The sequence below is a fragment of the Flavobacterium enshiense genome (genome assembly GCF_022836875.1).
Classification (GTDB): Bacteria; Bacteroidota; Bacteroidia; order Flavobacteriales; family Flavobacteriaceae; genus Flavobacterium; species Flavobacterium enshiense_A.
This window is the reverse complement of sequence record NZ_CP090376.1, coordinates 2,224,718-2,242,683: the sequence shown is the minus strand read 5'-3', so window position 1 is coordinate 2,242,683 and position 17,966 is coordinate 2,224,718. Positions and strand designations below refer to the sequence as shown.

Below are 17,966 nucleotides of genomic sequence, written 5' to 3'. Positions count from 1 at the left end.
ATGAAAAATTTAGTATCAGCCCTATTCTTATTTATCGGAATCATCGCCAATGCTCAACAAAAAAACTGTGAATACGATGTTGATGAAAAAACAGATTCGACTTTCATAAAGAAAACACCCGATTACCTTATCCACGAAAAAGACTTTGTAAATTCAAACGATTTTGTACTTTTTTCCTTAGTTAATTCAGATGGAATACCATATTTAAATTTCCAACTATTACAAAAAAGCAAAGATTTTATCAGTCCGAAATGTTTTGACGGAACTTCTAAAATCTCACTTCAGTTATCCAACGGCAAAATCATAACACTTTTAAGTGCGGGCGAAACTTGCGGTCAGTTGAACTATAATGAAAAAGAAAAAAACAACATTCGCCTTTTAAACAGTTATTTCATGTTTGAAAAAGACAGTTTTGAGGATTTAAAAAAATATCCGGTAACTATAATGAAAGTGAAGTTTGCTACTGAAACAGTTGATTATATATTCAAAAAAGAACTGAAATCAGAAAAAATCAAAGGAACATATTCGCCCGAAATGTACTTTATAAACTATTTAAAATGTATTGAATAACAATTCAATAACATATAATAAACCAAAAAACCACTGAAATTCAGTGGTTTTTTGGTAATCCCGTCAGATTTGTTGATGTAACAATTACTTTCATTTCTTACATCAGTTTACTTAATGGCTACCTTTCTTACATTTTCATATTGTCCATCGGGTCGCTTCCTTTACGGAATTTATATTCACTGTTTATGGCATACGCCCCAGTAATTACTACCTTTTTTGAAGCATCAATCTCTGATTTAATTTCTATCAATCCATTGGTTTCTATTCCCGTTTCAACCATAAGGTTTTCAAATATGCCCGGACTTTTTTCTATCCAAATGTATGAGGCATCTTGTTCTCTGATAACCGCATCCGCCGGAATAAAAAGCCCTTTTATATTGGATTGGTTTAGTTTAACGATGGCCTGCATACCCGGTTTCAATGCAAAATTTTGATTGGGCACTTGCAGTCGTATTAAAAGCAGTCGGGTATCGGGATTGATTTCGGGATTGATAAAAGTAACTTTTGCATTGATTGTTTTATCCGGGAAATCAGTAAAAGAAACTTTAGCATTTTGTCCAATGCTAATACTTTTTGCATAGTTTACGTTTACTTGTGCTTCGAGCCAAAGATTGCTTAAATCCGCCAATTTAATTATAGCGGAACCTTCCATCATATAACTTCCCTCTGTTGCCATTATCTCTGAAATATAACCACTTGTGGCACTGTAAAAGGTTGTATAGGGTGAAATCACCCTATTGCTTTTTATGTTTTCGATTTGAGAATTTGACAACCCGAAGAATAAAAGTTTTTGTTTGGCTGCATTAAGCATATTTTGAGCGTTCTTTCCAAAATCACCCGGCATGGAAAGCTGTTTGTAAGCCGTAAAATAATCCTGTTTGGCTATGGCTATGTCTTCACTGTACAAAGAGTACAAGGCATCATTTTTACGCACATATTCCCCAATTGTTTTATAATAAAGCTTTTCAATTCGTCCCATTGCTCTTGCTGAAATGGTATTAATCTTCTCCTGATTGATTGTTAGGACTCCCGTATAACTTTGTTCTAAATTGTTCTGCGTTGCAGCAATAGTTTGGGTGGTAATATTTCCCAGTTGTATTTGCTGTTTGCTCAAACTTATTTCGTTTGTATTTGTATCGTTGTTTTGTATTGGAGTTAAAGACATATGACAAATAGGACATTTTCCGGGTTTGTCTTCTTTAATTTGTGGATCCATTGAACAAGTGTAGAAAGTAGTTTCTTTACTCATGTCATGTCCTGAATGGTCTTCTTTATTTTTAGTGTTACAGGCCAGTACCACCATGAATAATAGTAGTACTGTAATACTGTGGTTTATTATCTTTTTCATTTTTACTCTGTTTTAATGAAGCTTTCACTGTCTATTAAATACTGTGCATTTTGGGCAATAGCATCATTAACAGAAATCCCATTGATTACTTGAATATAATCCCCCATTTCAATTCCCGACTGTATTTCTTTTGCCTTAAAGCCGTTATTCATTTTGACAAAAACTATCTTCTTATTTCCAATACTGACGAATGCTTGTTTGTGCAACCAAAAGCCTTTAATCGGGTTTGCTTTTACTCTTCCCTGCAAACGTAATCCTATAGGTAGTTTCAACGTATTGTTGTTTAGATACACCCTAATTCTACTGGATTTGTCGGTTGCGCTAAGCTGCGTTTCTATAAAATTTATATGAGCGCTGATACTGTGATTTTCATCTAATTCTGTTGTAATTGCAATGGGTTGATTCATTTTTAGCAATCCGCTATATCCTTGTAAGACATTAAAAACACCCCATACTTTATCGGTATTCACTAATTTAAACACCGTTTCTCCCTTTTTTATATAATTCCCTTCTTTAACATTTAATGCTTCAGAGGTGGCACTTGTATTAGACATCGTATTGCTATTGACATCCATTGATTCCGTTCCTCCTATTATTCCGTAAGCAGGACTATAAATTGAAATTACGGGATTTGCCTTTTTGGTTGCTATTAATGCATTAATTTGATTACCACTCATACCGTAGAGCTTTAATTTTTGTTTTGAAGCTTCGACAATTGAAGTATTATCTGCATCATTTGAAATTAAATAAATGAAGTTTTGCTGTTCAGTCAGTAATTCTGGACTGTATAAATCAAAAAGCTTTTGTCCTTTATTTACCTTTTGGTATTTGTAATTCACATACATATTTTCAATTCTTCCACTTGCCCTTGCCGCAATGTTTACAAAAGAATTTGGATCGTAAGCCACAATACCGGGTAAATTAATTTCACTGCTTACCGTTGTGTCTTTCGCAGTCGTGGTTTGATAATTTCCCACAATAAAATTATCTGTTGGCTTTAAAACATTTTCAATCGAATTGTTTTCTCCAGTGTGATTATTGGTTGCCTTTTTTACTAAAGTCATTCCACAAATAGGACAGTTTCCGGGTTTGTCTCTAATGATTTGGGGGTGCATAGAACAGGTAAAAATTTCTTTCTGTGACTGTGCCTCTGTTCTTGCATTTGATTTTTTTACAACATAGTATATCGCAAATCCAATGATAGAAATTGCAATAACCACTAAACAATATTTCAAATATTTATTCATAGTTATTTGATTTCTAAATGTTTTTCAATTTCTACTTGCATAATCAAAATAGCTTGCAATTTATCTAAAGTATCCATTTGAGCCATATTTAGTGCTTCCCACGCGTCCAATATGACAAACAAATCACCCGTATTGTTTTGCCAAGCTATAACAGCTGTATCATAATTTTTTCGCAGTGTGGGAATGATGCTTTTTTCGGCAATATCATATTGTGCCTTGAGATTGGTAAGTTCGGTATTCATTCCTGAAACCATTCCTCGAGCTTCATTCAAAACCATTTTTTTTTGCCAATTCAAGCTTTCACTTTTTAATTTAAAACTATTTATATTGGCTCTGCTCATCCTGGAAGACCAAGGGGCTAATGGAATATTTACCATCAACATTAAATTAAATTGCTGCGGTTGTTGTCCAAAAGCGAACATGTGTTCATAATTGATTCCAAATTCCGGCAATAATTTTGCTTTTTCGACTTCTATTTTCAATTGATTTAATGCAATTGTTTGCTCAATAGCCCTGACATCACTTCGGTTTTCTACATCTGATGCTGTATGCATTGTTATTAAATCAAAAACTTTCAAATCATAGGTTTCTTCAATCTCAAACGGAGTATCTTTATCCGTCGCCATCAAGGTATTAATCATTATCCGTTTTTGTGAAATGTCATTTTGTAGCATTACTATCATGCTTTGCAGTACACTATATTGCGATTTTGCCTTATAATAGGTGGACAATTTATCCATATTGTATTGATAGCGTATTTCCATACTTTTAATCATATATTCCAAAAGCAACAAATTCTCATTGGCAATTTTTATTTTTTTATTTAAAATTAACCATTGATAATAATTAGTTTTTGCTATAGCATATAACTGATTGATTGTATAGTTTTTGTTTTCGGCTTCTACCGAAGACATAGCACTCATATATTTGAAATCTGCCTTTAACTTTGAAGGATTAGGTATCATTTGTGTAATACCAAGTGTGTAAAAACCCATTCCGGGTGACATTTCATCTGCTTTCCACATTTTGGAATTGTATGGTGTCATAAAGAAACCTGAATTTACCTGTGGTGGCATCCAGCTTTCTGCCCCTTTTGCCGCAGCATCCATACTCTGAATATCGGCATCGTACATTTTTAATTGTGGATTATTTGTTTCGATCTTTTTCAAAACTTCTTCCAACGAAACTGTTTGAGCCCTACTATAAGTGAAGCTTAAAATCAAACAACCTATTGCTATATAATACTTATTCGTTAGCATCTAAAATTTCAATTTTACCGTTTGTTTTCAGTTCGCGGAGTTTTACCATTTCAAAAACAACAGGGGTTACTAGTAAAACATAAATAGTGGACGTAATTGTGCCGCCAATAAGCGGGACAGTAATAGGAAGCATCACATCGGCTCCTGCTCCAGTAGCCCACAGAATGGGTATCAAACCAAATAATGAAACCGAAACGGTCATTAGTTTTGGTCGAAGCCTTTTTGCTGATCCATCAATAATATATCGTCTTAATATCGTTTCGGTGATAACCTCTTTGCTGTTTCCGTATTTCGCCACCATTTTGTTCATGGATTCATTTAAATAAATGGTCATTAACATTGCCGTTTCTATGGCCATTCCAAACAATGCAATAAAACCGACAGCCACCGCTACCGACAAATTGATACCATAAAAATAGACCATAAAAATTCCGCCTATTAATGCAAACGGAACTGTTATCATGGTGATTAAGGCTTCTTTCATGGAATGATAGGTGAAAAACAGAATAAGAAAAATAATAACAACCACTATAGGTAAAATCAAACTCAATGTTTTGTTGGCTCTGATTTGGTTTTCCCATTGCCCGCTCCATTCTATATAATATCCTTTGGGCATTTTGGTTATCATGGCGTTTAATTTTTTCTGGGCTTCTCTTACCGTACTGCCCAAATCACGTTCCCGAACATTAAACAGTACGCTTCCTCGAAGCATCGCATTTTCACTGTTTATCATGGGAGGTCCATCGCTTATCTTAACATCGGCGACCGTTTCTAAAGGAATGGGGCCATATTGCATCGTTTGTACTTGTAGTTTTTTTAAAGCATCGAGGCTATTTCTGTATTCCTGAGCATATCTTGCATTTACAGAGAACCGTTGTCTCCCCTCAATGGTTGTCGTTAATTTCATTCCGCCAATAGCAGCTTCGACTACATTATTGATGTCATCGATGGAAAGCCCATATCGGCCAATAACTTCTCGTTTTGCTTCAATGTCTATATATTTTCCTCCTGTGATGGGTTCTGAATATAAATCTTTTACCCCGGAAGTACCTTCCAAGGTTTTCTTGATTTTTTGAGATAAAACCTCGATAGTATCTAAACTTGCACCGTAAATTTTTATTCCGACATCCGTTCGGATACCGGTTGAAAGCATGTTGATACGATTGATAATAGGCTGTGTAAAACCGTTTGTTACTCCCGGAATCTGCAGTTTATTATTTATTTCAGTGATAATGTCATTTTTTGTTTTGCCTTCTCTCCATTCAGCTTCGGGCTTTAACAAAATTATGGTTTCAATCATGCTTATCGGACTGTTATCGGTGGCCGTGTTTGCCCTACCCGCTTTTCCTAAAACGTGTTCTACTTCGGGGACTGATTTTATTAACTTGTCCTGTACTTGCAAAATCCTTTTTACTTCAGAATTTGACACATCCGGTAATGTTACCGGCATAAATAAAATGGAACCTTCATCTAATGGAGGCATGAACTCTGACCCTAAACGGGTAAACATCAACACCCCAATCAATAATGCAGCAATGTTAAAACCTAATACTGTTTTACGCCATTTCAGACAATAGGTTAGTATAGGTGTGTAAATTGTTTCAAGTTGGCTATTAATTGGATTTTTTTCTTCCGGACGGAGTTTTCCTTTGAGTAAAAAGCTAATTAGGACCGGTGTCAACGTGATTGCCAAAAAAGCATCGACAATAAGAATAAAGGATTTTGTATATGCTAATGGACTAAAAAGCTTCCCTTCCATTCCCGTGAGAAGAAACACGGGTAAAAAAGAGGCTATTACAATTACTGTTGAGTAAAAAACACCTGGCCCCACCAATTTAGAGGATGATTCAATTATCTTGAGTTTTTCTTCTGAAGATAATGGATCCTTTTCTTTTTTGAATATTTTCAGCAGTTTCTCTTTCATCTTAAACGGATTCTTTGTTGTTAACCATTTCTTCCTGTTTCTCCGAAATATTCCGATATGAATTTTCCACCATTACAATACCATCGTCAACAACTACCCCTATAGCCAGTGCAATACCCGTTAATGACATAATGTTGGAAGAGATACCGAAACCCTCAAGTAAAATGAAGCCCACAGCTACTGATATAGGAAGCTGTATAAGGATAATTAACGCACTTCTCCAGTGAAAAAGAAAAACGAGGATAACAAGAGATACGGCAATCATTTCTTCAATTAGCGTTCCTTTAACTGATGTAATTGCTTTTTCTATCAGTTCACTTCTGTCGTAGGAAGTTTTAAAAGAAACTCCTTCCGGTAAACCTTTTTCGACCTCCTTCATTTTTTCTTTTACAGCCTTTATCACTTTGTCCGCATTTTCACCGTAACGCATCACTACAATTCCGCCAACAACTTCTCCTTTTCCATTTTCGTCAAAAATTCCCAGTCGTAAATCACCACCCATTTGTATCGAGCCAATATCTTTTACTCGTACAGGAACAGCATTGTAATTTTTTATCGCAATATTTTCGACATCTTTAATATTCTTAATATATCCTAAACCTCTTACGATGTAAGACATATTACTCATTTCAAATTTTCGTCCTCCAACATCGTTGTTATTTGATTTTACAGCATTCATTACTTCCATCATGCTGACGTTGTAATATTGCATTTTGAGCGGATCTAACACCAGTTGGTATTGTTTTTCAAAACCTCCAAAAGAAGCTACTTCGGCTACACCGGGAACTGTTTGCAATGCAAATTTCACATACCAGTCTTGCAAGGCGCGTTGTTCTCCCAAGTCCATTCCATTGGTTTCAAAATGATACCAAAAAATGTGACCTACTCCTGTACCATCAGGACCTAACGTTGGAACAACATCTTGCGGAAGTAAGCGTTGGGCGTAATTTAATCTTTCCAACACCCGTGTTCTTGCCCAGTAGGTATCCGCACTGTCTTCAAAAATGATATAGACAAAGCTCATCCCAAACATGGAGGCACCACGTATATTTTTAACTTTTGGTATTCCCTGAAGATTAGAAACCAAAGGATAAGTTACTTGCGCTTCGATTACCTGTGGACTTCTTCCCATCCATTCCGTAAAAACAATAACTTGATTTTCTGATAAATCAGGGATGGCATCAATAGGATTTTGTTGAACACTGTATATTCCCCAACCAAATAAACCGGCTGCCACAAGCAACACAATAAATCGGTTTTTCAAGGAAAATGAAATCAATTTTTTGACCATACTCTTTTAGTGTTTGTCAGTTAGGAAGACCTACAAAATTCCTCAAACTTTTGCAGGTCTTATTTGACTAACCGCATTGATTTTTACGTGCTATTTTGTGACCTCTTCAGTCAAATCCATATCACATTTCGGGCATTTGTCGCCTTTTTTACCGGTCACTTCCGGGTGCATTGGACAGGCATACATTTTTGAATCGCTTCCCATTGTTTTAGAGTCATGATCCACCATTGTGGAGTCGTGATGCATCGTTTCTGAATTATTAGTATCCATGTCTTTATTTTTTTGGTTGCAGGAAGTCATTACAAATGCCATTAGTGCGGCGGAAAAGATTATATTTTTCATATTCTTATTAGATTTAAATTATGTGTTATTTTTATTATTAAAAGTACAAATATTATTTAACAATATAATCAAGCAATACCCTGTATATTAACCCATTATAAATTAAGACTAATTAATTGTTTCAACCGTTTTCCCACAGCTTAACATCATGGAACCATAATAAGGATTTCGGACTGCTATTTCTTTACTTTATCAATTTGCCTCTTTAGCATCATTAGCCAAAGAACAGAATTGATAATACACAGTAGTTTCATTTTTAGAAACCTTGATTAAAGCATATATGTCTTTTGATAAAATCATAAAATGTTCCCGCTGGTGCTTTACATTCTCAGTATCTGCAATATGTTCTGTATCTTCTTTAATTTGATTTAAAACTTTCATCCAAACCATGTGAACATCCATTTTCCGAGTTATTGTTAATACACCGTGACGATATTAATGTAAACTATATTGTCCAGCCCTTAATCAAGATAAAGGCTAATACAAAAGGAGATACTTCAAGAGCTGAAAAAGAAATTTTCAACATTTTGAATACCGAAGCCGATTTACGAATCAAACGGGAACTGATAGAAAAGTTTATCAAAGAGAATCTTCCAGTTATCGAAGATACCGATGATATTACATAGGAATTCGACAGATTTTGGAGTGAGGAACAGCACAAGGCACTCTTATTATGCTCCGTCTGATTCTGCCATACTATCCATTTCGACCTTATAGTTAAAGGGTTGATATACTAATTTAGCTTACAGATAAAGTGATAGAAATTTCACGTAACATGTAAAATAAAAATTCATAAAAAAGGATACCAAACAGCCACAAAAAAAATTTACATCTGGACAAAAAATTAAAAATTCAGACCATTCTACGATCCCAAAATCTTCAAAAGTAAACTGGTAAATTAAAAAGATATAATTAAGTGATTAAATTTTCGAGAAATTAAACTTAATTTAATAGTTCATTTGTACAGAAGTTGTAAATGAAAAGAAATATTTGAAAAAATAATTACCGAGGAATTATTAAATGTAATTAACTCTAAAGGAAGTTAAAAAAACACTTTGTTTTCGGCCAAATTTCGACCAAAAGAAAAAAAAGCTACAAAACACTAATTTACAGCGCTTTATAGCTCTTTAATGTGATCCCGTCAGGAACACAAATGCACAAATTTACTTCGGCAAATAAACACTAAAAATACTGAAATCATAATTTAACATCAACAATTACAGCACTTTATAAGTAAATCTTACATTCATTTAGTTTGCAATAGTTTTAAACAATTTGTATTTTACCGTACAAATATCGTACAAGTTATTTATATTTGTACTGTTCAAAATATTAACACAATGGCTACTGTAAATTTTTTATATCGCTCAACGAAAGACAAAGCAAATTTAGTTTTACGCCTCTTGTATCGTTTTAATGATACTGATTTCGTTTTTGGAGCAAATACAAAATTTGAAACAACAAAAGAGTACTGGAGCAAACAGCACAAAAAGAAGTCTAAGGATATTAATATTACAAACGAGCAAACCCGAGTTACCACCGAACTTAATAAAATCGAAAACCACGTCTTAAAGGCTTTTGATTCAGTTAGCCCGAAAGAGGTAAACAAAAAATGGCTACAAACTCAAATTGACTACTATTACAATCCACCCCAACAGTCTGAAGATATACCTACTAATTTAGTAGATTACATTGAATATTATAAAGTTGCACGAAGACACGATTTAAAACCTGTAATGATTAGAAGATGTAATGTCATTAAAAATAAACTTGAAAAGTACGAAAATGACAATAAAACAAAAATCTTGATCGAGAATGTAAATGATAATTTCAGAAACGCTTTTTTGGACTTTCAGTTTAAACAGAAATACTCATTATCCACCATAAGGAGAGAATTGGTGTTTATAAAAACCATTTGTACGCATGCAAAAAAGAAAGGATTAATAGTAAGTTTGGAGCTTGAGGATTTTTCGAAAGAAATAAAAAGAGATAATTTAGAAAATGCAAATAAAACTTTTGTGTATCTAAATGATAATGACCTCAAGAAATTAGAAAATATTAATCCCAATAGACTAACAAAGACATTGGAAGACGTTAAAAACTGGTTATTAATTAGCTGCTATATAGGACAAAGAATTTCCGATTTTATGAGGTTTGACACTTCAATGATTAGAGTACAAAACAATATAAAATATATTGATTTTACACAGGTTAAAACTGGACATAAAGTATCAATCCCTCTTGATAGCAAAATATTAAGAATATTAGAAGATAATAACAACCAGTTCCCGAAACCCATTTCAGACGTTAAGTATAACGAGTATGTAAAAGAAGTTTGTAGAATTGCTAAAATTGATGATGTTATAACGGGGGGTAAAGTATCCAATTTAGGGACTGAAAAAAATCCTATTTGGCGTAAAGAAGTAAAAGAATACAAAAAATATGAGTTGGTTAGTAGTCATATCGGGCGTAGAAGTTTTGCAACTAATAATTTTGGTAAAATTCCAACTTCAATACTTAAGACGTTAACTGGTCACAAAACAGAAAAAATGCTTCTTAATTACGTTGGTAAAAGTGAAAACGATATGTTAGAAGAAATTTCAAAATATTTTAAGTAAAAAATTTTTTAAACAAAAACTTAGATTTCGTGCAATTGTTACATTATGCAACCAAAAGGGACACAGAAACAAAGCTTAATTCTATCTAAATCGTTTGCTTTATAAGAATAAAATTTCGTTTCGCTTAGATTTCCATTTGTTTATCTTCAAACTATTTATTTAAACTATGTAACAGGGCATAGCACTGAAGCAATGTTTTTAAACTACATAGGCAAAAGCAACAAGGATCTAGCAATCGAATTGACTAATTAATTTTAGACCAAAAAAAGTTGTTTTTAGGTGTGCATTTTTGCACATTTCGCACCGACATACATTTTATTCAAGAATTATCAGGCCACAATGACATTAAGACCACCTTTGTTTACACCCATGTTTCCGACAAAACTATCGGAAAAATCATTAATCCGCTTGACAACTTATAATTTCTGCCTATATTTGAATCGGTCAGTGTTCGAAAAAATATATTTTACATCTATTCAAAAAGGCGAATAGCATTTTTTCAAATATATTTTCACAACTTACTGATTTTAAACAAATTTATAAATACATGTATTTGTACTACTAGTGCGTATATACATGAGTTAGCAGCTATTATACCGGACGAGACAATGAAACAGTACTTGACAAAACAAAATCGTAAGACAATAGACTTTGTACTCATAGAAGCGGACGATAAATTTGTTCGACATTCTGAGGGGAAAGTTGGTAAATCAGGAATTGCAAACTCGACACTAAATGCTGGTTCTCCTGACAAAGCCATAGAAGAAGTAAAGCTACAAGTTCAACAACTAATAGATAGGGGTTTTGTAATTACAGACTTACCTAAAAACATGTCAACTGAAAATGTTGTTTTTGACAAAGCAAAATGGCATCTAAATGACGACTTTCCAGAGGACCTTGACCACCATCAAAGTTACATCCATTCTGGGCTTTTTATTTGTTGGCTCATTAACAACGGACTTATAGAGGATGACTTTAAAACCGAAAATTCAGTTGGAATTAATTTGCTATTATCTCGACAAGTTGCACCTTCACAATTTTACGTTGACTATCTTGACGGTGTGTTTGACACAGAAGGCTTAACAGAAGAGGCTATTGAGTTCACGGAAGATTACTTTGAGTTTGAAAAAGGGAACTATGTAACAGACTATTTGACGACACTTGACCCATCAGACAGTTTACCTTCATTATTTCATGTTGCTGACACTTGGGCGAATTACGATGCTCTAAAATCGATAATTAACAAGAGATATGCCGAGTGGAAACTATCAAACAAGAAAAAATAACAGCTGCTAACAGCGGTTTTATGAAATGGCGGGGTCGGTGTGTAATTGGAAGAGCCAGTGCTTGCATTTCTTTCTCCGAAAGAGGTATTTTCATTCAGTCTTTTAGGTATATTTGTAAACATCAGTAATAAAAATGCCGCCACTCCATAAAGCCGGCGGGACGTTAGCCGTAACCTTAAAAAAAAATTGCGTGAAAAAATGTATTTGGTGCTCTAAGACAGAAGAATATGTTGAATTTAAAAAATTAGCACATACAATTCCTCAAACACTTGGTGGAAAAAAAATTTGTCAAAACGTATGTGATGAATGCAATAAATATTTTGGAAATTATAACAATAAGTTGCCTCCTATTGAAACCGTGATCAAAGAAACCTTTAACATTTCCAGAGGAAGGTTTTTGCAAAGTGATAATGAAATTGGAAAGAATAAGGCTATGCCTAAATTCTCCTCAATATATTTTAATGTTGATTTTGCCAAAAATACATTATCATTAAAAGCAGCTTATAAACATCATGCTTATTTTCAAGAGAAAATATTAAGGCAATTAAAAAAAGGTCTGTATAAAATCTTTTTAGAGGAAACTGAAAGACAAAGACAAGATGGCCATATTGATAAATATGATTTCATCCGCGAATTTAGCCGATTTGATTTAGGAGATTACCCTGTTTTCTATTTTCAACGTAAACACGGCATAATTTTAATGTCAACAGATTGGGCCAAAACCCCAGAATTATTCATTGATGATGATTTAAAATTTAAATATTTAGTCAATGAACCCTGTTTCTTTGAATTTGAATTATTAGGTCATGTATTTGGAATAGCTACATCAAGACATTGGGAGATCGCGCTCGATAACTATATCAAAAAAACCTCAGAAGCAAAGAAAGACCAATTTAAAAGTTTTAAGTTGGTAAAAAAATTTAATGATATCGATTTAACGTTATCAATTTTAAATGGATAAAAAGGCTACGGCTAACAGCGGTTTTAAGAAATTGGGGTTTGAGTGTTTAATGGAAAGGTCTTTTTGTATATTTGACTTCAGTCCTGATGGAATGGTTTGGGAACAAAAATCCCCAACTTCTTAAAGCCGGCGGGACGTTGGGCGCAATACTACTAAACGAGAATTGATATGACCGAGAAAAGCTTACTTCTTAAACATGGAATAATTACCGATATATTTGACTATGAATTTTTAGACGATGAATTAATATCCACATATATTTTTTTTGAATCCAGATTTGAAGAATTATTTAAATCTAAAGCTGAAATATTTAAAATAAATGATTGTCATTTTTATTTCAAAAATGGTTTTGGTTTTAATGCATTTGCAAAAAGATTTAAAGGCTACAATTTAATCGGTGTTACGAATGGGTATGTTATACACACTTCTAAAATATTTCACGAGAATTATTTCAAGTATATATTCTTAGCGGGACTAAAAGGAGAAAAAAAGCTTTCGGATGCTTTTGCGTATCTCGAGGAAAATCCCAATTTTAAATTTAGCAGTTATATGATGAATTGCTCTATTGAATTTACTTTCGGTCATGAGTTTCAACATATTCTACAATTCAACAGTGCCAAAATAAGTAAAAACTACGAGTTTAGTGAAAACTTTGACGAGTCGGAATTCTCAATGCAAAAACATGCTTGGGAATTTGACGCGGATAGATTCGGTTCTTTTGACGTTTTAAAATATGCATTTGAAGTTTATCGTAAACTGAACTATAGAAATGTCGAGATTCTTAAATCTTTAATTTATTCAGGAATTTCAAGCGTAATTATAACACGAATGCTCTTCTATTTAAATGTCTTAGATCCAAATCAACAAATTAAAGTTCAAAACTTTTACACCAAAGAGTTTTCTCATCCTCATCCATTTCTTAGAATATTTAACATCATAGAATTTAGCGTTGACAGCGCTAATGACCTATTTTCCGAATTAAGAATTGAAACTCAAGATATGTTAAATAATACTTTAAACATTTCAAACATTTTCTTTCAGTCGTTCCTTCCAAACCAAAATCCACTTGAGAACTTTTTCAAAATGCTAGATATTGACAGTATAAATCTTTATAACAATGAGTTATACGAATATGCTGTTAAAGATGAAGCGATAAAGAATTTATTGAAAACAAGAAGAATAAACTTCGAAGAATAAGTACTGCGCCCAACAGCGGTTTTGTGAAATGGCGGGGCTTGGTGATTTTTTGGAATGGTTTGGTGCTTATATTTCTTCTTTTCATTCCGCTTTTTTCTTTCAGACTTTTCGGTATATTTGTAAACATCAGTAATAAAACTCCGCCACTTCACAAAGCCGGCAGGACGTTAGCCGTAATGGCAACAGAACGCAACGAAAAACAGTACTAAAATATTTAGAGATGTTTAAAAACCATATTGACATAAGATTAAAACACGAAAAATTTATAAAGAAAGTTTGTGAAACAAATATTGTTTATGGATTGGAAAGTGAAGATGGATTTGCAACTTCAAGTTCAAATGATTTGGAAGACGAAGATGGTGAACCAATCGGAATTATATGTTTTTGGTCTGAAAAAGCATTAGCAAATTCTTGCGCCAAAAATGGTTGGGAAGAATATAAACCAACAGAAATAAATTTAGCTGAATTTATTGAAAACTGGTGTATTGGAATTGATAATGATGGGCTTTTAATAGGAACAAATTTCGATCAAAATATGTTTGGCTACGAAGTAGAAGGCTATGAACTTATTTTGGAATTGATTAACGAACTTAAAAAAAACAAAAAAGAATTAGAGTTTCAAAAATTTGAAAATTTAGCAGATTTAGAAACCCAAATTAAAGAAGTACTTGAATAAAGCCACTACGGCTAACAGCGGTTTTGTGCAAGCGGGGTTTTGGGTGTTTATCGGTAATGGTCAGTGTTTGCACTTCTCTCCTATTTTTCAACTTTTTTCTTTCAGTCTTTTCGGTATATTTGTAAACGTCAGTAATAAAAATCCCCGCCTGACACAAAGCCGGCGGGACGTTATGCACCATTATAAAAAAACGTATGACTAAACTCAACAATTTATTAAGCGGACAAATAATCGGAATTCCATTAAACCACAATCTAGGATATATTTTTGCGAAAATTGTTAACCTAATGGATTTTGCAGAATTAGATCTCTCAAAGACTTTTCATTTCCTAATTTATCCTTTTGATTATATTGAAAAAGATTTAAACTCATTTTCATTAACTAAATTTCAAAATTCAGAACCGCTTACAGGTGGTATTTTTGTAATTGACATACAACCTGTAGTAAATAAAAATAAATGGAAAATAGTTGGGCAAACAGATTTACTGGATTATGAAAAAAGAATTCCAGATTTTAGAGGATTCAATCCAATATTTGCTAAATATGAGAACGAAGCTACATCATGGAGATATTATCAAAAAGGTTTAGCTACCAAATGGATTTTAGCAGAATATGAGGCTGTAGAACATTTGGAAAATAACACTGCATATTCACATGATTTAATCGAGAAACGACTTTCAATGGAAATTCTAAGACAGTCTAATAATGATATCGAAAAATTTTATGAATTAAAAGAATGGAAGGATTTATCTGTGTATTATAACATGCTTTATACAAAACCGTTTCGAAAAATTCCAAATTCAATGAAAGGAAAGGTTAATAACAATAACGGTGCATAACAGCGGTTTTGTGAAATTGGGGTTTTAGGCAAAATTTAAAGGTAATTTTATATATTTGACTTCAGTCCTAATGGAATGGTTTGGGAGCAAAAATCCCCACCTCCACAAAGCCGGCGGGACGTTACCTGTAATTTTGAAAAAACGAAACGCTAAATGAAAAACGAAACTAAATTCTCAACGGAAACAATTTTGCCAATTATTATTATTCTTTTGAGTGTAATGAATATTTCAAATCATACTGATGATTTAATTTCTTTATCCGTTTTAAATTCCTTAATCGGAATAATTGGTTCAGCTTTATTTTTCCTAAAAAAACCAATTTCAACAAGATTAATATATACATGGATTGTAGCGCAAATACTAATTATAGATCCTATTTTTGATTTATCACAAGGTTTTAATTTTAAATTTGGTTTTACACTTGGCTTAAAGAGCGGTGATGTTGGTTTAAATATTAACATTCTAGCAATTCTAATGTTAGGATTTATTAAAATACTTGAAGCTGCTAACTTGATTGGAAAAAGAATTACGCTTAAAAATTTTAGAGATAACGAATTAGAATACATTTTCCCTATTAATGGCACAATTACTGAACGAATTTCTTTAGAAAATGAAAAAAATTGGCTTTTAGTAGAATTGGATAATTCTTTTAGTTACGATGGCCAAAATATTAATAAAATTTTGACTAAAAGAAAAGATGATAAAACCATAAAACTAAAAGCTAAAAATCAAATTTCTTTCCTTAGGATTGTGCTTAATGAAAATGATTTGACTAATACATCAGACAAATCAAAATTTCCATTTATTGATTGGATCATTTGTGAATAAAAACTACAGGTAACAGCGGTTTTGTGCAAGTGGGGTTTTAGGATTTATCGGTAAAAGTCAGTGTTTGCACTTCTTCTCCGAAGTGAGGTTTTTTCTTTCAAACTTTTCGGTATATTTGTGAGCAACAGTAATAGAAATCCCCACCTGCCACAAAGCCGGCGGGACGTTAGCAGCAAGCTTATGACAACAACAATAAATATGAAAACTAAATTCTTTTTCATTCCTTTACTACTTTTATTTTTTGCATGTTCTAAAAAAATAGAAACATCAAGAAGTAACGAAGACTCTTTAACTGAAGTTGAAGAACCTAGAAGACCTGGAAAAGCATTTTTTGATTTTGATAAAGTAGAGCATTATTCCAATGATATTTCCGAAAGCGATGCTGAAAATTTATCCATAAAAGATAAACCTTCAAAAAAAGAATCAATATTATCGCAGTTGTTAACTGAGGATGATATGGAATACACTGACGAATTAGAAAAGTATAATTTCAAAAAAAGCGTAATTAATAGTTCTAAACTGGACTCTATAAATAAAATTTTCAGTGAAAACCCTTGTAAAACAGTTTATGTGACTGCATGTATTCCTGTTTATAGAGATATTTTCATTTTTAAAAAGAATGAAAAAATAGTAGGAAAAGCCAAAGTTTGTTTTGGCTGTCGTTCATATTCTATTGAGGGAACAAAACTTAATACTGAGAATTTTGGTCAATGTGGAGATTTTGAAAGATTAGGAAAATTAATCTATTAAAGCCAGCTGCTAACAGCGGTTTTAAGAAATTGGGGTTTGGGTGTATTATGGGATGGTCTTTTTGTATATTTGGCTTCAGTCCTAATGGAATGGTTTGGGAACAAAAATCCCCAACTTCTTAAAGCCGGCGGGACGTTATAGGCAATTCGCCAAAATTGCGATTAAACCAAGATTATAAAATAATGGAGTATCAGTTATCTAGAACTTGTAAAAATTGTGGAAACATAGATACGTTTCCTTTAACAAAAGTTGAAGCGGCTTTTGAGTTATACGATTCTAATGAAATTTGGAACTTACCTTGTTCTAAGTGTGCTTCTACAGAATGTCAATCAACATATCAAAACAAACCTGACATTGATAGAGAGTTATTAGACTTATGGGGAAACGACCCTACTTTATTTTTTATGGAACAAGATGAAGATTTAATAATTGCTGATATCGACAATCTACATCTTATTTTAGAAGTACTTGATGAAAAAAAATATTCAAAAAAGAAGAACAGCATTTTGATACAATCTTTATGTGCTCTTTTGTATGACTATACCATTTCACCTGAAGAATACTCAGAAAAAGAGAATGAGGATAGAAGAAAAAGTGCTGCCAAGATTATTCCTGAATTAATCAAACGAAAAACAGAAATATTAGAGAACGATGAAGATATAATGGATTATATAAAAGTTGAAATATATCCACAAATCGGACTTACAAATAAAATTTAAATTAGAACTGCCTATAACAGCGGTTTTAAGAAATTGGGGTTTGGGTGTTTAATGGAACGAGCTTTTTGTATATTTGGCTTCAGTCCTAATGGAATGGTTTGGGAATAAAAA

18 protein-coding genes are annotated in these 17,966 nt (G+C 32.9%); 11 read left to right on the top strand and 7 right to left on the bottom strand.

Annotated features, from left to right (window positions below; all coding sequences use genetic code 11):
- A complete protein-coding gene (locus LZF87_RS10035) occupies positions 1–570 on the top strand; it encodes a hypothetical protein (RefSeq protein WP_244338838.1) in 570 nt (189 codons plus the stop codon).
- Between the two features lie 127 nt (positions 571–697).
- On the opposite strand, the gene LZF87_RS10030 is transcribed toward LZF87_RS10035, so the two are convergent.
- The 7 genes from LZF87_RS10030 to LZF87_RS10005 all read right to left on the bottom strand — a co-directional run bounded on the left by LZF87_RS10030 (position 698) and on the right by LZF87_RS10005 (position 8,383).
- Positions 698–1,918, bottom strand: coding sequence for an efflux RND transporter periplasmic adaptor subunit (locus tag LZF87_RS10030; protein WP_244338836.1), 1,221 nt, complete (start codon positions 1,916–1,918; stop codon positions 698–700).
- 2 nt (positions 1,919–1,920) lie between these two features.
- The gene (locus LZF87_RS10025) at positions 1,921–3,165 is read right to left on the bottom strand and encodes an efflux RND transporter periplasmic adaptor subunit (protein ID WP_244338834.1); all 1,245 of its coding nucleotides are present in this window, start codon (positions 3,163–3,165) and stop codon (positions 1,921–1,923) included.
- A 2-nt stretch (positions 3,166–3,167) separates the two neighbouring features.
- Positions 3,168–4,346 carry a TolC family protein gene (locus tag LZF87_RS10020; RefSeq protein WP_244338832.1) on the bottom strand — a complete coding sequence of 393 codons (1,179 nt, stop codon included), beginning with the start codon at positions 4,344–4,346 and terminating at the stop codon, positions 3,168–3,170.
- Between the two features lie 64 nt (positions 4,347–4,410).
- On the bottom strand, positions 4,411–6,348 hold the full coding sequence (locus LZF87_RS14740; RefSeq protein WP_262917894.1) for an efflux RND transporter permease subunit: 1,938 nt from the start codon (positions 6,346–6,348) through the stop codon (positions 4,411–4,413).
- A gap of 1 nt (position 6,349) precedes the next feature.
- Positions 6,350–7,639, bottom strand: a complete 1,290-nt coding sequence (locus LZF87_RS14735) for an efflux RND transporter permease subunit (RefSeq protein ID WP_262917893.1) — start codon at positions 7,637–7,639, stop codon at positions 6,350–6,352.
- A gap of 90 nt (positions 7,640–7,729) precedes the next feature.
- On the bottom strand, positions 7,730–7,981 hold the full coding sequence (locus LZF87_RS10010) for a heavy metal-binding domain-containing protein (RefSeq protein ID WP_244338830.1): 252 nt from the start codon (positions 7,979–7,981) through the stop codon (positions 7,730–7,732).
- A gap of 192 nt (positions 7,982–8,173) precedes the next feature.
- A complete protein-coding gene (locus tag LZF87_RS10005; protein WP_244338827.1) occupies positions 8,174–8,383 on the bottom strand; it encodes a DUF3347 domain-containing protein in 210 nt (69 codons plus the stop codon).
- 11 nt (positions 8,384–8,394) lie between these two features.
- Between LZF87_RS10005 and LZF87_RS10000 the strand changes: the two genes are divergently transcribed.
- The 10 genes from LZF87_RS10000 (at position 8,395) to LZF87_RS09955 (ending at position 17,855) form a co-directional block, all read left to right on the top strand.
- Positions 8,395–8,607, top strand: a complete 213-nt coding sequence (locus tag LZF87_RS10000) for a type I restriction endonuclease subunit R, EcoR124 family (RefSeq protein ID WP_244338825.1) — start codon at positions 8,395–8,397, stop codon at positions 8,605–8,607.
- Positions 8,608–9,321: 714 nt separating this feature from the next.
- On the top strand, positions 9,322–10,599 hold the full coding sequence (locus LZF87_RS09995; RefSeq protein ID WP_244338823.1) for a tyrosine-type recombinase/integrase: 1,278 nt from the start codon (positions 9,322–9,324) through the stop codon (positions 10,597–10,599).
- A gap of 608 nt (positions 10,600–11,207) precedes the next feature.
- Positions 11,208–11,885 carry a hypothetical protein gene (locus tag LZF87_RS09990; RefSeq protein WP_244338821.1) on the top strand — a complete coding sequence of 226 codons (678 nt, stop codon included), beginning with the start codon at positions 11,208–11,210 and terminating at the stop codon, positions 11,883–11,885.
- A 133-nt stretch (positions 11,886–12,018) separates the two neighbouring features.
- Entirely contained in the window at positions 12,019–12,846 is an 828-nt protein-coding gene (locus tag LZF87_RS09985; protein WP_244338819.1) for an HNH endonuclease, read from the top strand.
- Positions 12,847–13,014: 168 nt separating this feature from the next.
- The gene (locus tag LZF87_RS09980; RefSeq protein ID WP_244338817.1) at positions 13,015–14,043 is read left to right on the top strand and encodes a hypothetical protein; all 1,029 of its coding nucleotides are present in this window, start codon (positions 13,015–13,017) and stop codon (positions 14,041–14,043) included.
- Positions 14,044–14,263: 220 nt separating this feature from the next.
- A complete protein-coding gene (locus tag LZF87_RS09975; protein WP_244338815.1) occupies positions 14,264–14,719 on the top strand; it encodes a DUF2750 domain-containing protein in 456 nt (151 codons plus the stop codon).
- 194 nt (positions 14,720–14,913) lie between these two features.
- On the top strand, positions 14,914–15,558 hold the full coding sequence (locus tag LZF87_RS09970; RefSeq protein WP_244338812.1) for an Imm26 family immunity protein: 645 nt from the start codon (positions 14,914–14,916) through the stop codon (positions 15,556–15,558).
- A 153-nt stretch (positions 15,559–15,711) separates the two neighbouring features.
- Positions 15,712–16,386: a hypothetical protein gene (locus LZF87_RS09965; protein WP_244338810.1), complete on the top strand. Its 675-nt coding sequence runs from the start codon at positions 15,712–15,714 to the stop codon at positions 16,384–16,386.
- Positions 16,387–16,584: 198 nt separating this feature from the next.
- On the top strand, positions 16,585–17,136 hold the full coding sequence (locus tag LZF87_RS09960; protein ID WP_244338808.1) for a hypothetical protein: 552 nt from the start codon (positions 16,585–16,587) through the stop codon (positions 17,134–17,136).
- Positions 17,137–17,318: 182 nt separating this feature from the next.
- Positions 17,319–17,855, top strand: coding sequence for a hypothetical protein (locus LZF87_RS09955; protein ID WP_244338806.1), 537 nt, complete (start codon positions 17,319–17,321; stop codon positions 17,853–17,855).
- The last annotated feature ends 111 nt before the right edge of the window (positions 17,856–17,966 follow it).

Excerpts from the sequence above, each read along its gene's own strand:
- LZF87_RS10035 (WP_244338838.1), top strand. The coding sequence starts at position 1 with ATGAAAAATTTAGTATCAGCCCTATTCTTATTTATCGGAATCATCGCC.
- LZF87_RS10030 (WP_244338836.1), bottom strand. The coding sequence starts at position 1,918 with ATGAAAAAGATAATAAACCACAGTATTACAGTACTACTATTATTCATG.
- LZF87_RS10025 (WP_244338834.1), bottom strand. The coding sequence starts at position 3,165 with ATGAATAAATATTTGAAATATTGTTTAGTGGTTATTGCAATTTCTATC.
- LZF87_RS14740 (WP_262917894.1), bottom strand. The coding sequence starts at position 6,348 with ATGAAAGAGAAACTGCTGAAAATATTCAAAAAAGAAAAGGATCCATTA.
- LZF87_RS14735 (WP_262917893.1), bottom strand. The coding sequence starts at position 7,639 with ATGGTCAAAAAATTGATTTCATTTTCCTTGAAAAACCGATTTATTGTG.
- LZF87_RS10010 (WP_244338830.1), bottom strand. The coding sequence starts at position 7,981 with ATGAAAAATATAATCTTTTCCGCCGCACTAATGGCATTTGTAATGACT.
- LZF87_RS10005 (WP_244338827.1), bottom strand. The coding sequence starts at position 8,383 with ATGGATGTTCACATGGTTTGGATGAAAGTTTTAAATCAAATTAAAGAA.
- LZF87_RS09995 (WP_244338823.1), top strand. The coding sequence starts at position 9,322 with ATGGCTACTGTAAATTTTTTATATCGCTCAACGAAAGACAAAGCAAAT.
- LZF87_RS09990 (WP_244338821.1), top strand. The coding sequence starts at position 11,208 with ATGAAACAGTACTTGACAAAACAAAATCGTAAGACAATAGACTTTGTA.
- LZF87_RS09985 (WP_244338819.1), top strand. The coding sequence starts at position 12,019 with ATGCCGCCACTCCATAAAGCCGGCGGGACGTTAGCCGTAACCTTAAAA.
- LZF87_RS09980 (WP_244338817.1), top strand. The coding sequence starts at position 13,015 with ATGACCGAGAAAAGCTTACTTCTTAAACATGGAATAATTACCGATATA.
- LZF87_RS09975 (WP_244338815.1), top strand. The coding sequence starts at position 14,264 with ATGTTTAAAAACCATATTGACATAAGATTAAAACACGAAAAATTTATA.
- LZF87_RS09970 (WP_244338812.1), top strand. The coding sequence starts at position 14,914 with ATGACTAAACTCAACAATTTATTAAGCGGACAAATAATCGGAATTCCA.
- LZF87_RS09965 (WP_244338810.1), top strand. The coding sequence starts at position 15,712 with ATGAAAAACGAAACTAAATTCTCAACGGAAACAATTTTGCCAATTATT.
- LZF87_RS09960 (WP_244338808.1), top strand. The coding sequence starts at position 16,585 with ATGAAAACTAAATTCTTTTTCATTCCTTTACTACTTTTATTTTTTGCA.
- LZF87_RS09955 (WP_244338806.1), top strand. The coding sequence starts at position 17,319 with ATGGAGTATCAGTTATCTAGAACTTGTAAAAATTGTGGAAACATAGAT.